Annotated in this window: 13 protein-coding genes; 3 read left to right on the top strand and 10 right to left on the bottom strand. The window is 66.2% G+C overall.

All coding sequences use genetic code 11. The annotated features are described in order from the left end of the window. Positions 1 to 191 precede the first annotated feature (191 nt). The 6 genes from AC07O0_RS27345 to AC07O0_RS27320 are packed head-to-tail and all read right to left on the bottom strand — an operon-like array spanning position 192 to position 6571. Positions 192 to 1067, bottom strand: a complete 876-nt coding sequence (locus tag AC07O0_RS27345) for an alpha/beta hydrolase family protein (RefSeq protein WP_494627538.1) — start codon at positions 1065 to 1067, stop codon at positions 192 to 194. Then, entirely contained in the window at positions 1064 to 2071 is a 1008-nt protein-coding gene (locus AC07O0_RS27340) for an ABC transporter ATP-binding protein (protein WP_494627537.1), read from the bottom strand. The genes AC07O0_RS27345 and AC07O0_RS27340 overlap by 4 nt, the downstream gene beginning before the upstream one ends. Then, entirely contained in the window at positions 2068 to 3051 is a 984-nt protein-coding gene (locus AC07O0_RS27335; RefSeq protein WP_494627535.1) for an ABC transporter ATP-binding protein, read from the bottom strand. The genes AC07O0_RS27340 and AC07O0_RS27335 overlap by 4 nt, the downstream gene beginning before the upstream one ends. Beyond that, on the bottom strand, positions 3048 to 3956 hold the full coding sequence (locus AC07O0_RS27330; RefSeq protein WP_494627533.1) for an ABC transporter permease: 909 nt from the start codon (positions 3954 to 3956) through the stop codon (positions 3048 to 3050). The genes AC07O0_RS27335 and AC07O0_RS27330 overlap by 4 nt, the downstream gene beginning before the upstream one ends. Further along, a complete protein-coding gene (locus tag AC07O0_RS27325) occupies positions 3953 to 4930 on the bottom strand; it encodes an ABC transporter permease (protein ID WP_494627531.1) in 978 nt (325 codons plus the stop codon). Before AC07O0_RS27325 ends, AC07O0_RS27330 begins: the two co-directional genes overlap by 4 nt. Before the next feature lie 30 nt (positions 4931 to 4960). Continuing rightward, positions 4961 to 6571 carry an ABC transporter substrate-binding protein gene (locus AC07O0_RS27320; RefSeq protein ID WP_494627529.1) on the bottom strand — a complete coding sequence of 537 codons (1611 nt, stop codon included), beginning with the start codon at positions 6569 to 6571 and terminating at the stop codon, positions 4961 to 4963. Between the two features lie 97 nt (positions 6572 to 6668). Here AC07O0_RS27320 and AC07O0_RS27315 point away from each other — a divergent pair, with 97 nt between their 5' ends. Then, positions 6669 to 7541 (top strand): MurR/RpiR family transcriptional regulator, encoded by an 873-nt coding sequence (locus AC07O0_RS27315; RefSeq protein WP_494627527.1) that lies wholly within the window; start codon positions 6669 to 6671, stop codon positions 7539 to 7541. A 6-nt stretch (positions 7542 to 7547) separates the two neighbouring features. Here AC07O0_RS27315 and aroQ read toward each other — a convergent pair whose 3' ends face one another. Continuing rightward, the gene (gene aroQ, locus AC07O0_RS27310; protein WP_494627525.1) at positions 7548 to 7997 is read right to left on the bottom strand and encodes a type II 3-dehydroquinate dehydratase; all 450 of its coding nucleotides are present in this window, start codon (positions 7995 to 7997) and stop codon (positions 7548 to 7550) included. A gap of 165 nt (positions 7998 to 8162) precedes the next feature. Between aroQ and AC07O0_RS27305 the strand changes: the two genes are divergently transcribed. After that, complete coding sequence (locus AC07O0_RS27305; protein WP_494627523.1) at positions 8163 to 8816, top strand: TetR/AcrR family transcriptional regulator; 654 nt, start codon at positions 8163 to 8165, stop codon at positions 8814 to 8816. Between the two features lie 182 nt (positions 8817 to 8998). Further along, a complete protein-coding gene (locus AC07O0_RS27300) occupies positions 8999 to 11173 on the top strand; it encodes a TonB-dependent receptor (protein ID WP_494627521.1) in 2175 nt (724 codons plus the stop codon). A gap of 20 nt (positions 11174 to 11193) precedes the next feature. On the opposite strand, the gene AC07O0_RS27295 is transcribed toward AC07O0_RS27300, so the two are convergent. Genes AC07O0_RS27295 through AC07O0_RS27285 form a run of 3 tightly spaced genes read right to left on the bottom strand, consistent with a single transcriptional unit; the run spans position 11194 to position 13953 of the window. Continuing rightward, positions 11194 to 12159, bottom strand: coding sequence for a succinylglutamate desuccinylase/aspartoacylase family protein (locus tag AC07O0_RS27295; RefSeq protein ID WP_494627519.1), 966 nt, complete (start codon positions 12157 to 12159; stop codon positions 11194 to 11196). Between the two features lie 28 nt (positions 12160 to 12187). Then, on the bottom strand, positions 12188 to 13009 hold the full coding sequence (locus tag AC07O0_RS27290) for an ABC transporter permease (RefSeq protein ID WP_092155420.1): 822 nt from the start codon (positions 13007 to 13009) through the stop codon (positions 12188 to 12190). An 8-nt stretch (positions 13010 to 13017) separates the two neighbouring features. Beyond that, positions 13018 to 13953, bottom strand: coding sequence for an ABC transporter permease (locus AC07O0_RS27285; RefSeq protein ID WP_494627516.1), 936 nt, complete (start codon positions 13951 to 13953; stop codon positions 13018 to 13020). Between the last annotated feature and the right edge of the window lie 35 nt (positions 13954 to 13988).

Here is a 13988-nt window from a genome sequence, read left to right as displayed (position 1 = left end):
GATTGGATCATGGTGTCGCGTTTCGATAGGGACTGAAGCGGCGGCTGGTTGTTGAAGGTCGATGCCGTCGTTCTAGCGAAAAGCGAGAAAGTGTCTACTGCTGGATGCTTGCGACGATTGCGGTTCGCGATCTATGTCGATGGATTTATAGTATAGTAATTCTAATTTGTGAACCTCTTCACGGCTCTGCTTCAGGCAACGTGAGCGGCTTCACTCCGCAGTTCCTCCGCCGACGGGATGCGGCCCTCGAACCACCACGCTGCGGCGGCGCGCGACATCGCCGCGCCGTCATGGCCGATGCCGGGCACGGTGATCAGTGACCAGTTGCAGGGCAGGCCGCGTTTGGCTGCCTCCGCCTTGGCGAAGTCGAGCATGAAATGCGCGCGGGCATAGCGCATCGGCCCCTGCGCGAGCGCCTCAGCCTGTGCCGGCAGGTTGGGATCGCTGGTCACGATGTCCTGGTCGCCGGCGAAGATCACCATCGGCCAGGCGAGCCAGCGCGCCAGTTCCGCCTCGCCGAGGCCGAGGTCGCCGAGCCCTTCCGGGAAACGCCGCTCCGACGTCGGCAGCGTGTACCAGCCGGAATTGGCGGCGAAGGCGGTCTCAAAGGGTGTTTCGCTCTGCGTCGCCAGCAGGCGGTGCACGAACTGGCCGCCGGCGGAATGGCCGAACAGCTTGACCTTGTCGCGCGTGGTGACGCCTGCCTTGCGCAAAGCCGCCAGCACGCGGGCCGGCACGGCATAGAGCCAGTCGTCCTGAGCCGCGATCGCGCCGTCCTCGCCGACGACGAGGCCGTTATTGTAGCCTTCGGCCTTGGGGAAGTGCTCATTGCCGAAGGTCGGCGCGACGATCAGCAGATTGTGCTTCTCGGCCGCGTCGATCCAGAAGTCGCGATAGTCGTCGCCATTGCGCAGCATGCCGTGCTGGACGAAGACCACTTCGTCCTCGGGGCGATGCCGCGCCGGTCGATAGAAGTTGATCTCCAGCGGCCGCTGCGGATGGCGAGCGTCGATGAAGGGCAGGGTGCTGCGGCCCTGCGGCGGATCGAGAGTAAGCGTCGTGCTCATGCGGCCTTCGCAGTCGTATGCAGGTGGCAGGCGGCGCTGCGGCCGGGCGCGATCTCCGTAAGGTCCGGACGGACCTCGCGGCAGACCGCCATGGCGTGCTCGCAGCGCGGGTGGAAGGGGCAGCCCGAGGGCGGGGCCAGCGGCGAGGGCAATTCGCCCTTGAGCGGCTGGAAGCTGCTCTTGCGCCGTGCCGCCGAGGGGATCGCCTTGATCAAAGCGGCGCTATAGGGATGCGCCGGCTCGGCGAAGATCGCGGTGGCGCTGCCGATCTCGACGATGCGGCCGAGATACATGATCGCGACGCGGTCGCTGATATGGCGGACGAGGCCGAGATCATGGCTGACGAAGAGATAGGTCAGCCCGTGCCGCTCGCGCACATCCATGAACAGGTTGATCACCTGCGCCTGGATCGAGACATCGAGCGCCGAGACCGGCTCGTCGCAGACCAGGAAATCCGGCTTCACCGCGAGCGCCCGGGCGATGCCGATGCGCTGGCGCTGGCCGCCGGAGAACTGGTGCGGGTAGCGCTCGCGATAGGCGAGGTCGAGCCCGACCTCGGACAGCGCCCGGTCGACCGCGCCGTCGATTTCTGCCTTCGGCACGAGCTTGTGGACCGCGAGCGCCTCGCCGACGATGCGGCTCACCCGCATGCGCGGATCGAGCGAGGCATAGGGGTCCTGGAAGATCATCTGCACCTTCAGCAGATAATCGAGCCGGTCCTTGCCCTTCAGCGCTGCGGCCGAGCGCCCCTTGTAGAAGACCTCACCCTCGGTCGGCGGCAGGATGCCGGTCGCGATCCGCGCCAAAGTCGACTTCCCGCAGCCGGATTCGCCGACGAGGCCGAGCACCTCGCCCTTGCGGACGCTGAGATCGACGCCGTCGACCGCCCTCAGGGTCGAGGGCGGCGCATGCCGGCCGATCGCGGTCAGGATGCGCTCGGCCATATTGGCCTTGCCGCGGAAATATTTGCGGACGCCGCGCAGCTCGAACAGGGTCTCGCTCATGCGGCCACCTGATCGGGCACGGGGTTGTGGCAGCGCAAGGTCCGGCCGTCATGGGCCTGCGGCTGCGGATCGCTGTCGGCGCAGACCGGCAGCGCCCGCTCGCAGCGTGGCCGGAACGGGCAGCCGGAGGGACGCGAGTCGATGCGCGGTGCCATGCCGTCGATCTGGTGCAGGCGCTCGCCGGGCTCGACCATCGTCGCCGAGGAGTTGAGCAGGCCGAGCGTATAGGGATGGCGCGGCCGGTCGAGCACGGTCTCGACCTCGCCGATCTCGACGATGCGGCCGGCATACATCACCGCCACCCGGTCGGCGAGTTCGGCGACCACGGCGAGATCATGGGTGATCCAGATCACGGCGGCGCCGCTCTCGCGCGAAAGCTTCTGCACCTCGTAGAGGATCTGCGCCTGGATGGTGACGTCGAGCGCCGTGGTCGGCTCGTCTGCGATGATCAAATCGGGATCGTTCAGCAGCGCGGTCGCGATCGCGACGCGCTGGCGCATGCCGCCGGAGAACTCGTGCGGGAACTGCTTCAGGCGCGCTTCCGGCGAGGAGATGCCGACCCGCGCCAGTGCCTTGGCGGCTTTGTCGAGCGCTTCTTGCCGGCTGCAGGCGCGATGCTCGAGGATCGCCTCGCTCATCTGCTCGCCGATGCTGAGCACCGGGTTCAGCGTCATCAGCGGATCCTGGAAGATCATCGCGATCCGGTCGCCGCGCAATTGGCGCAGGCGCTCCTGCGAGGCGGCGCGCAGATCGTCGCCGTCGAACAGCACTTCGCCCGCGACGACCTCGCCCGGCGGATCGATCAATTGCACCAGCGAGAAGCCGGTCACCGACTTTCCCGAGCCGGACTCGCCGACGAGGCCGAGCACCTCGCCCTTGGCGACGCTGAAATCGACGCCGTCGACCGCCGGCCAGGCGCCGTCCTGCGCATGGAACACGGTCTTGAGCCCGTGCACGGAAAGGAGAGGAGCGTCGCTCATGCGCGCACGTTGAAGCTGCGGCGCAGGCGATCGCCGACGAGGTTGAGCGACATGATCAGGAGCACGAGCGCGATGCCGGGGAAGACGGCGATCCAGTATTCGCCGGAGAGCAGGAACTCGAAGCCGTTGGCGATCAGCAGGCCGAGCGAGGGCTGCGTCACCGGCACGCCGACGCCGAGGAAGGAGAGCGTCGCCTCCAGCGTGATCGCCGAGGCGATGCTGATGCTGGCGACGACGAGCACGGCGCCGACCGAGTTCGGCAGTAGATGCGCCAGCATGATGTGGCGGGTCGGCAGGCCGAAATTCACGGCCGCCTCGATATATTCCTTGCGCCTTTCGACCAGCGCGGCCGCCCGCATCAGCCTTGCGTACTGCGCCCATTGCACCAGCACGATGGCGAGGATGACCTTGTCGACGCCGCGCCCGATCGAGGCGAGCAGCACCAGCGCGACCAGGATCGAGGGGAAGCCGAGCATGAAATCGACGACGCGCATGATGATGGCGTCGACAACGCCGCCGAACTGTGCCGCGGCGAGCCCGGCAAGGATGCCAATCGAGAGTGCGCCGATGGTCGAGGCGAGGCCGACCAGCAGACTGGTGCGCAGGCCGTAGAGGATGGCGCTCAGCATGTCGCGGCCCTGCGCGTCGCTGCCGAGCCAGAAGGTGAAGCCGCTCATGCCTTGCTCGCCCGGCGCCAGGCGGTTGTCCATCACGCTGAGCGAGCCGAGGTCATGAGGGTTCTGCGGCGTAATGAACGGCGCCAGCAGAGCGAGCGCCACCATGATGCCGAGCAGGATCGCGGCGCCGCGCGTGGTCGGGCGGTTGCGCAGATGGCGCAGCACCTTTTCGCGCAAGGGCGTATCGGCCTTGATGGGGCCGGCGAGGCGGGGAGTGTCGAGGCTCATGCCTGCTCTCCGGCCAGCTTCACCCGCGGGTCGAGGGCGGCATAGAGCACGTCGACCAGGAAGTTGACGGTGACGAAGAGCAGCGTCGCCAGCAGGACGTAAGCGACGACCACCGGCCGGTCGAGCTGGTAGACCGAGTCGATCAGCAGCTTGCCCATGCCAGGCCAGGCGAAAACGGTCTCGGTGATGGTCGAGAAGGCGACGAGGCTGCCGAACTCGACGCCGACCACGGTGACGACCGGGATCAGGATGTTGCGCAGGATGTGCCGGTTGACGATGCGCCTGGGGCGGACACCCTTGGCGCGGGCGTATTTCACATAGTCCAGCGTCATCGTCTCGGTGGTGCCGGCGGCGACGAGGCGCACGATAAGCGCGAGATTGGGGATCGCGAGATTGAGTGCGGGCAGGGCGATGTGCTGCAGCCCGTCCAAGGTCAAAAGGCTGGTCTGGATGCCGAGGAACGAGACCGTCTCGCCGCGCCCTGCGGTCGGCAGCCAGCCGAGCCAGACGGCGAAGAGCAGGATCAGCATCATGCCCTTCCAGAAGCTCGGCAGCGAAAAGCCGAGCACGGTGCTGGCCATGACGATGCGGGCGCGCCGGCTGTCGGGGTTGAGCCCCGCCATCAGCCCGAGCGGGATGCCGGCGGCGAGCGCCAGCATCATCGCCAGCAGCACCAGTTCGAAGGTCGCCGGCAGGCGCTGCAGGATCAGCTGCAACGCCGGGACGCCGTGCACGAAGGAACGGCCGAGATCACCCTTCAGTGCATTGGCCATGAAGGTCAGGTATTGCTGCCAGACCGGCAGGTCGAGCCCGAGCCGCCGGATCAGCGCCTGCCGCTCGGCCTCGCTGACCTGCGGCGAGACCAGGAGCTCGATCGGGTCGCCGATGCCGTAGACGGCGAAGAAGACCACGACCGAGACCGCGAGCAGCACGAGCACGCTCTGGATCAGCCGCTGCAGGACATAGGCGGTCATGCGCCGACCCTCGAATAGATGACAGCTGGCTTACTTCGCCGGCTTCACCGACATGGCGAGCATGAACTGGTCGGCGCGGCCGGCGACTGAAAGCTCCGACTTGAAGGCCCAGATGCCGCTTTCGAAGTGCAGAGGGATAAAGGCACCGTCGGCGAGGACGAGCGTCATCGCCTGCTGCAGCAGTTCGGCGCGCTTCTTGTCGTCGAGCGTCGAAACCGCGGCGCGGATCACCTTGTCGAACTCGTCGTTCTTGTAGCCGCCATAGTTCGAGCCGCCGAGGGTCTTGGCCTCGTTCGGGGTCGGCGGCCACTGGCGCAGGAAGGAGGCGGCCTCGCCGGTTGCCGAGCCCCAGCCGCCGAGCGCGACGCTGAATTCCTTCTTGGCGCGGCGCGGGAAGTAGATCGCGCGCGTCATCGCGTCGACCTCGGTCTTGATGCCGATCTGGGTCAGGTACTGCGCGACCGCCTGGGTGATCTGGCTGTCGTTGATGTAGCGGTCATTGGTCGAGGACAGCGTCAGCTGGAAGCCGTTGGGATAGCCGGCCTCTGCCAGCAGCTTCTTGGCCGCGGCCGGGTCATAGGCGAGCTTGGGCGGGTTCGCCAATGTGCCGAACATGCCGGTCGGCAGGTACTGATAGGCCGGCTCAGCCGCGCTATCCATGATGCGCTTGACGATAGCCTCGCGGTCGATGGCGAGCGACATCGCCTTGCGCACGCGCACATCCTTGAGCGGGTTCTTGCCGTCGGGCGCCTTGACGAAGGGGCTCTCGTCGCGGGCGACGTCGAGCTGGAAATAGACCACCCGGGTCGAGGGCGTGATGACCGAGCCGAAACGCTTGTCGCTCTTGATCCGGCCGAGGTCGCGCGCCGCCGGGTTCTCGATCACGTCGTAGTCGCCGGCGAGCAGGCCGGCGAGGCGCGGGCCGGCATTGGTCACCGGCAGCAGGCGCACAGTTGCCCAAGGCTGCTGGCCGCCCCAATGATCGGGGTTGCGCTCGAGCTCGATCGCCGAGCCCCGCACATAGGACTTCAGCTTGTACGGTCCGGTGCCGATCGCCATCGAACCGTCGTTGAAGTTGTTGACCGCCGGCCAGGGGCCGGTGACGCCGCAGTTGCTGGCGATGTCGTACTTGATCTCGCCATGCTGGACGATCGAGGCGGAGAGGATCGGCAGGCCCGAGAGCAAGTTCGGCAGCAGCGGCTCCGGCTCCTTGGTCTCGATGATCAGCGTGCCGGCGTCCGGTGTCTCGACCTTGGCGAAATTGCCGGTGATGTCGGCGAAGGAATCGGAGACCTTGGTCTCGTTCTTCAGCGTGCGGCAGAAGGTGAAGACCACGTCCTGTGCGCCGAAGGGCTGGCCGTTGGTGAACTTGGCGCCCTGGCGCAGCTTGAAGGTCCAGCGGTTCTTGCCGTCGTTCTCCCAGGAGGTGGCGAGGCCCGGCTGCAGCGCCTGCTTCTCGTCCTGCCGCACGAGATTGTCGAAGATGTGCTGGGCGAGCGCGTTGTTGGGGGTGAGGTCGTGATAATGCGGATCGACGGCGGTCGGCTCGGAGGCGAGCGCGATGCGCAGGGTCTGTGCCATGGCCGGCACACTGAGCATGCTGGCGCCGAGCAGAAGGGTGATGAATGCGCGCTGACGCATCGGTCCGTCTCCGTTCCCGTAGCTGATGGTTTTGACAGCTTTATTTTCACGCGGTAGCAAACATGAAAATGATCCGACGTCAATCACCGGGAGAGCCATGTCACGCGCCCTGAAGCCGACGACGGATCTCGCCAATCGCATCGCTCGAATCTACCCCTCGCTGAGCGAGGGCCATCGCAAGGCGGCCGACTTCGTGCTGCAGAGCCCGCTCGACTCGGCGACCGTCACGATCGAGGGCCTGGCCGAGAAGAGCGGCACCTCGACCGCGACCGTGACCCGCTTCGTCCGGGCTCTGGGCTACCGCAACTATGGCGATTTCCGCGCGGCGCTGTCGACGGCGCTCAAGGTCGCTTTGGGACCGGTCGAAGGCCTCGCCGATGCCCGCGCCGCAGCCGGTTCGGTCTTCGCCACCATGGCGACGACGCTGAAGGGCGAGGCCGCCAATCTCGACGAGGCGATCGCGACGCTGGAGGAGGAGACGGTCAACCGCACCATCGGCCTGATGCTGAAGGCGCGCCGCATCTTCATCGTCGGCTCCGGCGCCAGCCACTATGTCGGCGCCTTCCTGGAAGATGGGCTTGCGCTTTATCTCGATGCCGAGGTCGTCTTCGCCTCCTCGCGCGGCGGGCCTGAGCGCGCCGTCCGCCATATGCTCTCGGCCAGTCCGCAGGACGTCGTCATCGCGATCTCGTTGCCGCGCTATTCGCGCGCCACGCTGGAGCTCGCCAAATTTGCCAAGAAGCGCGGCGCCGTCCTGATCGCGCTCACCGACGGCCCGTCATCGCCGCTGGTACCGCTGGCCGACATGACCTTCTTCGCGCCGGCCCGCAACAGCTTCCTGCCGAACTCGCCGACTGCGGCCTTCGCCGTGGCCGACGCGCTGATCACCACGCTGGCGCGTGAGCGCCCTGACGCGGTCGAGGCGCTGAAGGGGCTGAGCGAGAGCCTGCTCTGGACCTTCCACTACTGAGCAGGTTCAGGCCTTCTTCTCGTCGGCGAGCTTGGCGACCCGGCGCAGCGAGAGCAGGTAGCCCTGCGTGCCGAAGCCGGCGATGACCCCGTCGGCGCGCAGCGACATATAGGAATGGTGCCGGAAGCTCTCGCGCTTGTGGACGTTCGAGATGTGGCACTCGATCACCGTGCCGTCGTAGGCGTTGAGCGCGTCGAGGATCGCAACCGAGGTGTGGGTGAAGGCGCCGGGGTTGATGACGATGCCGACCGCCTGCTCGCGCGCCTCGTGGATCCAGTCGATGATTTCGTATTCGCGGTTCGACTGGTGGAAGCGGATCTCGAGATCGAGCTCCTTGCCCAGTGCCCGGCAGGCATCCTCGACATCGGCCAATGTCTCGGAGCCGTAGATGTGCGGCTGGCGCTTGCCGAGCAGGTTCAGGTTCGGTCCGTTGAGGACGTAGACGAGGCGGGACATGGGCGAGCTCCCTGGCGCGTATCGGTTGCCGATGGTCGGCCGCCGGTTCGTCGCAGCAATCCGACTCCATTCCAGATGAACCGGACGATCCATCCGGTCAATCAAAATTAACTGGATGGTCCATTTGACTGCACTGCGCTAGACTTGCCTTGAGGGAGGCAAGCGATGAAGCGGACAGGCAGCGTGCGGGAGAAGGGGGCGAACTGGACGCAGGATCCCGATGGCGTCCGACGCGACATCCTTGCAGCAGCCCGGACGGAGTTCGTCGAGAAGGGGCTGAGCGGCGCCCGCGTCGACGAGATCGCCGCCCGCACCGCGACCAGCAAGCGCATGATCTACTATTATTTCGGCGACAAGGAAGGGCTCTACCGCGCCGTCCTCGAAGACGCCTATCAGCGCATGCGCGACAGCGAACGGAAGCTCGATCTCGCCGCCTTGCCGCCGCGCGAGGCGCTGGCGAAGCTCGTCGCCGCCAGCTTCGACTATCACGCCGACGATCCCGGCTATGTCAGGCTGATCATGGTCGAGAACATCCATCATGCCCGCCATCTGCAGGGCTCGCAGACCATCGCCCCGCTCAACTGGCCGGCGATCGAGACAGTCCGGGGGGTTTACCAGCGCGGTGTGAACGAGGGCGTATTCCGTGCCGGTCTGGACCCGCTCGACATCCACCTGACCATCGCGGCGCTCGGTTTCTTCAACGTCTCCAATCAGGCGACTGTCCGGGAATTGTTCGGCCATGACACTGCCGAGCCGGCGATCCGCGAACGACGCCGGAACCACGTCGTCGAGACCGTCCTGCAGATGGTCCTGATCTGAGCGATGGTGGCCTTGGTCGGCGTTCCGCGTCAGGAAGGGCTGTAATCTTTGGCGGTTGGGCAATGTCAGCGAGTTAGAATTAGTATAAAAAGATAATGCTGAATATTGCTGCAACGATACTTGACGCGCAGTGCTGCAAGGAAGATGGCGTTAGTTCCTATCTCTTTGCGATTTCTGCTCCTATGCCTCGATTCTGCCGCCGCTCCTCCAGGACGTTGTTCCTGCTCTCGACAGCGCTTGCCAGCCAGCCGGTCGTCGATGCTCGCGCCCAGCAGGCGCCGAGCCGGCAAGGCGCGACGCAGTCCGCTCCGGCCGGCGGCGCGATCGAACTCAGTACCATCGAGGTCCGGGGCGAGGGCGAGGCGGCCATCGGCTACTACGTGCCAATGGTGACGACCGGCGCGAAGCTGCCGATCCTGGCCCGCGACATCCCGCAGACGGTCTATGCCATACCCCGCCAGCAGCTCGACGAGCAGAATGCGGTGAGCCTGCAGGACGCCCTGCGCTACACGCCCGGTGTCAGCGTTGCGGTTGGCGACGGCCAGCGCGACGAGGTTCGCATCCGCGGCTTTTCGGCGCTGGCTGATCAGTATGTCGATGGATTGCGGGACGACGCCTACTACTATCGCGACCTCTCGAACATCGAGCGGGTCGAGGTTCTGGAGGGGCCGGCTTCCGTGCTCTACGGCCGTGGCTCGCCCGGCGGTCTCATCAATCGCATCACCAAGAAGCCGCTGGCCGAGCCGGTCAATACGATCGGCCTGACGCTCGGCTCGGGCGGGCAGCGTCGGACAGAATTCGATTTCGGCATCAAGAGCGCCAATGACTTCGCCCGTTTCCGGGTGACCGGCGCGGTCGAGGATTCCGAGAGCTTCCGCAATCAGTTCTTCCTGCAGCGCCAGGCCGTGGCGCCCTCGTTGCTGCTGAACCTCACGCCGGACAGCAAGCTGACGATCCAGGGCGACTATCTGCACGACGACCGCCTCGCCGATCTCGGCATTCCGTCCTTCAACGGCAAGCCGGCGCGCGTGCCCCGCTCGACTTTCTACGGCTCGGCGATCGGCGACAAGCAGACCAAGAACACCTTCGATGTCGGCGGCGTCACGCTCACCTTCGACCACCGCTTCAACGACAGCCTGTCCTGGCGTAGCGGCTTCCGCTTCTACGACTTCGCACTCGACCGGAACTATGTGACCTGGAGCGCGCCGACCGCCGGCGCCAATCCGACGATCACGCTGGATCTGGCGCATCGGACCCGCCGCGAGACCGGCGCCACCTGGCAGAACGAGCTGACGCAGAAGACGACCATACTCGGCCTGAACCACACGCTGCTCTACGGCGTCGAGGTCAACGGTCAGGACAAGCGCGAGCAGAATTTCGGCCGAAACGGCGTCGCGACCTACTCCCTGTTCGCGCCGCAGCTCGTCCCCTTCCAGACGATCTCGCCCGCTACCCTGCCAGGCACCAATGCCCGCAACCAGTTCCGCACCGTCGGCCTCTATGTCCAGGACCTCATCGAGCTGACCCCGCAGCTCAAGCTGATGCTCGGTGGCCGCCTCGACTGGATCAGCCAGAAGCGCAACGACAAGACCGCGGCCAACATCGATCTGGAGCGCACCGATCGGACCTTCAGCCCGCGCGCCGGCCTGGTCTACCAGCCCTGGCAGCAGCTCTCGCTCTATGCCTCCTACAGCCAGTCCTTCCAGCCGCTGGCGGATTTCGTCGCCTTCCGGCGCGGCGCCGACGCCTCCTCGCCGCAGCGGACGACGGGCTATGAGATCGGTGCGAAATACGATCTCAACGACAAGGCCAACATCTCGCTTGCCCTGTTCGACATGGAGCAGAACCATGTCCAGGGCTCGGATCCGTCGAACCCGACTGTCGCGATCGACATCGGCACGCAGCGGGTGCGCGGCGTCCAGCTTTCGGTCGCGGGCGAAATCCTGCCGAACTGGTCCGTGACTGGCGGCTACACCTATCTCGAGGGCGAGATCCGGAACTTTGGCGATCGCGGCCCGACCGGCCTGCCGGTCAACGGCAACCGGCCGGCGCTGCTGCCGCAGCACAGCGGCCATCTCTGGATCAAGCGCGAGCTGCCGAAGGGATTCTATGTCGCCGCCGGCGTCCATGCCGAGAGCGAGCGCTTCGCCTCGCAGTACAACATCACCCGGCTGCCGGGCTATGTGACCTTCGATCTCGGCGCGGGCTGGCGCAACGAGCGCTGGGACGTGACCGCGACTGTGCAGAACGTGCTCAACCGGCGCTATTTCGTCTCGGCGCTCGGCACGACCGAGGGCTACAACATGCCGGGCGCGCCGACGACCTTCATGCTCTCGGCGCGCATGAAGATCTTCTGATCGTCGAGCAGGACCAAGCGCTACGGGGTCGCGACGCGCCGGCTGCTGGCGACGCCGAAATGGCAAATCGCCTCGCCGAGCTTGGGCGCTGTGTTCGGGAAGATGATGTAGCCGTCGCGCGGGGCGCTCACCTTGCTGCCATCGGCGCGGTGGGCGAGGGTGGCGCCGGCCTTGACCGCATCGCCGGTACGCCAGCCGGTCTCGGCGCGGTCGCCCTCCGTCTCGCAGAGCAGGACCTCGATCATCTCGATCACGTCGCGCAGAGCCGCGGGCGGGGGGGGGGCATCGACCAGCTGCAACTGGGCCAGCGTGTTGCGGATCGCGGCATAGCCGATATCGGCGGCCTTGGGATCGTCATGCGTGCCGCATTCCAGCGTCACCGCATAGCCGCCGCAAAAGCGCATGAACTCGGTCGTGCCATAGCCCTCGGTGACGTTGAGCTTCGGCACCGGCAGGCGGGCGCGGATATCGAGCAGGCGCGCATAGTTGTCGAGCCAGCCATGGATCGCCGTGGAAACGCCCAGGCACGAGGCGAGCGCCATTTCCTCCTCAGCTCGCGCGAAGGGTTCGAGTTCGCCGCGATTGTTGCCGGGGCCGAAGAAGACGAAGGGCTCGCCCTCCTGCCGGAAGGAGTGGATGTCGAGCAGCGCGTCGTGCTGGCGCAACAGGGCGCAGACGGGATTGCCGATCCGGTCTTCGTAATCGCCCGCCAGCGGCCGCTCGCGCAGGTCGCGGTTGAAGTTTCGGTCGCCTTCGCGCGTCTTCAGGCGAAAGGCCTTGGGATTGGTGACGGGCAGGAAGGTGACCTCGCCGCGCAGGATCTTGATCTTGCCGGTCCGGCACTCTTCGATGACACGGCGGATCGCGGTCGGCCCGCAAGGCTCGTTGCCGTGGACAGCGCCGGTCACGATCAGCTTGGGGCCGGGCTTCAGGCCGATGAAGCTGACGGTTTCGAGCGGGCCGTCGTCGAGGTCAGTGGCAGTCACGGGCAGGGTCTTTCGTCGGAAGGAAGGCTCAGGCCTTGCGGGTCTGCGAGTGCGGATCGAGGATGTCGCGCAGGCCATCGCCGAGCAGGTTGAGGCCGAGCACCGTCAGGAAGATGGCGAGGCCCGGGAAGATCGAAATCCACGGCGCGGTCGAGATCTGGTCGCGCGCATCCGACAGCATCGAGCCCCAGCTCGGGAAGGGCGGGCGGATGCCGAGGCCGAGGAAGGAGAGCGAGGCTTCGGCGAGCACGGCGCCGCCCATGCCGAGCGTGCCGATCACGATGATCGGGCCGGCGATGTTCGGCAGGATCTGGGTGAACATGATCCGGAAGGTGCCGTAGCCGAGGGATCTCGCCGCCTCGACATAGCCGAGCTGCTTGACCGAGAGGGTCGCCGCCCGCGTCAGCCGGCAGGTGAAGGACCAGTTGGTCAGGCCGAGCGCGATCAGCAGGCTGGTCAGGCCCGGCTGCAGGATCGCCATGATCGCCAGCGCGAAGATCAGCGAGGGGATGGCGAGCATCATGTTGGTGAGGCCGTTGACGAAATCGTCCCACCAGCCGCCCCAATAGGCGGCGGAGAGGCCGAGCGCGACGCCGATGCACGTGTTGATCAATTGCGAGACGATGCCGACCGTCAGCGAGATTCGGGCGCCATGCAGAACGCGGCTGTAGATGTCGCGGCCCTGTGCATCGGTGCCGAACCAGAATTCAGAGCCCGGCGGGACTTCCGCGTTCATCAGGTTGGCGTCCATCACCGGGTCGGTATGGGCGAGCCAGGGCGCGAAGACGCCGCCGGCGACGACGAGGGCGAAGCAGGTGGCGCCGATCCAGAGGTTGGCACGGAACTTCATCGGGGAGCCTAGCTGTACTTGATGCGCGGATCGACGACGGCGCAGAGCACGTCGACGGCGATGTTCACGACGAGGAAGAAGAGCACGATCGTCAGGATGCAGCCCTGCACCGCCGGAATGTCGCGCCAGGTGACGCTGTCGACCAGGAGCGAGCCGAGGCCCGGCCAGGCGAAGAGCTTCTCGACAACGACGGCCTGGCCGAGCACCGAGCCGAACTGCAAGCCGAGCGTGGTCAGCACGATGACCAGCGCATTGCGGGCGACATGCCAGCGCATGACGCGATAGGAGTTTGCGCCCTTGGCGCGGGCGGTGCGGACGAAATCGGCGTGCAGGATCTCGAGTACGGCGGCGCGGGCGGTGCGCGCCAGCAAGGCCAGGGGCGAGACGCCGAGCGCGATCGCCGGCAGCACGATGTAGCGCGGATCGCCGTTGCCATAGCCGAAGCTCGGGAACCAGTTCAGCGTCAGCGCGAAGGCGTACATCAGCAGCAGGCCGAGCCAGAACATCGGCAAGGACAGCCCCGAGACCGCGAAGACCATCGAGAGCATGTCGACCCAGCTCCCCGGTTTCAGTGCCGCGAAGAAGCCGAGCGGCACGCCGATGACGATGGCGAAGGCCATGGCCGCGAGCGCAAGCTGCAGGCTCGGCCAGAGCCGCTCGCCGATCAGGGCGGTGACGGGCTGGCGGGTACGGAAGGAATCGCCGAGATCGAAGGTGGCGAGCCCGCCGACATATTTGGCGAAGCGCAGCGGCAGCGGATCGTTCAGGCCGAACTGCTCGTTCATCCGCGCGATCGTCGCAGCGTCGATATTGCTGCGGCCATCGGCCATCTGGCTGGTGGCGAAACTGCCGGGGATGACGCTGAACATCACGAAGATCAGCGCGGCGACAGCGAGCAGGATCGGGATGGCCTGCAGCAGCCGGCGAAAGACATAAGGCAACATGACAAAAGGCTCCTGAGCGTCGGGGTTCGGCCGAC

This window comes from Allobosea sp. GW821-FHT10B12 (assembly GCF_059415545.1).
The sequence above is the reverse complement of the archived record's forward strand: the minus strand, read 5'-3'. Positions and strand labels throughout refer to the sequence as shown.

Coding starts and splice junctions, on each gene's coding strand:
- AC07O0_RS27345 (WP_494627538.1), bottom strand. CDS start 1,067: ATGAGCACGACGCTTACTCTCGATCCGCCGCAGGGCCGCAGCACCCTG.
- AC07O0_RS27340 (WP_494627537.1), bottom strand. CDS start 2,071: ATGAGCGAGACCCTGTTCGAGCTGCGCGGCGTCCGCAAATATTTCCGC.
- AC07O0_RS27335 (WP_494627535.1), bottom strand. CDS start 3,051: ATGAGCGACGCTCCTCTCCTTTCCGTGCACGGGCTCAAGACCGTGTTC.
- AC07O0_RS27330 (WP_494627533.1), bottom strand. CDS start 3,956: ATGAGCCTCGACACTCCCCGCCTCGCCGGCCCCATCAAGGCCGATACG.
- AC07O0_RS27325 (WP_494627531.1), bottom strand. CDS start 4,930: ATGACCGCCTATGTCCTGCAGCGGCTGATCCAGAGCGTGCTCGTGCTG.
- AC07O0_RS27320 (WP_494627529.1), bottom strand. CDS start 6,571: ATGCGTCAGCGCGCATTCATCACCCTTCTGCTCGGCGCCAGCATGCTC.
- AC07O0_RS27315 (WP_494627527.1), top strand. CDS start 6,669: ATGTCACGCGCCCTGAAGCCGACGACGGATCTCGCCAATCGCATCGCT.
- aroQ (WP_494627525.1), bottom strand. CDS start 7,997: ATGTCCCGCCTCGTCTACGTCCTCAACGGACCGAACCTGAACCTGCTC.
- AC07O0_RS27305 (WP_494627523.1), top strand. CDS start 8,163: ATGAAGCGGACAGGCAGCGTGCGGGAGAAGGGGGCGAACTGGACGCAG.
- AC07O0_RS27300 (WP_494627521.1), top strand. CDS start 8,999: ATGCCTCGATTCTGCCGCCGCTCCTCCAGGACGTTGTTCCTGCTCTCG.
- AC07O0_RS27290 (WP_092155420.1), bottom strand. CDS start 13,009: ATGAAGTTCCGTGCCAACCTCTGGATCGGCGCCACCTGCTTCGCCCTC.
- AC07O0_RS27285 (WP_494627516.1), bottom strand. CDS start 13,953: ATGTTGCCTTATGTCTTTCGCCGGCTGCTGCAGGCCATCCCGATCCTG.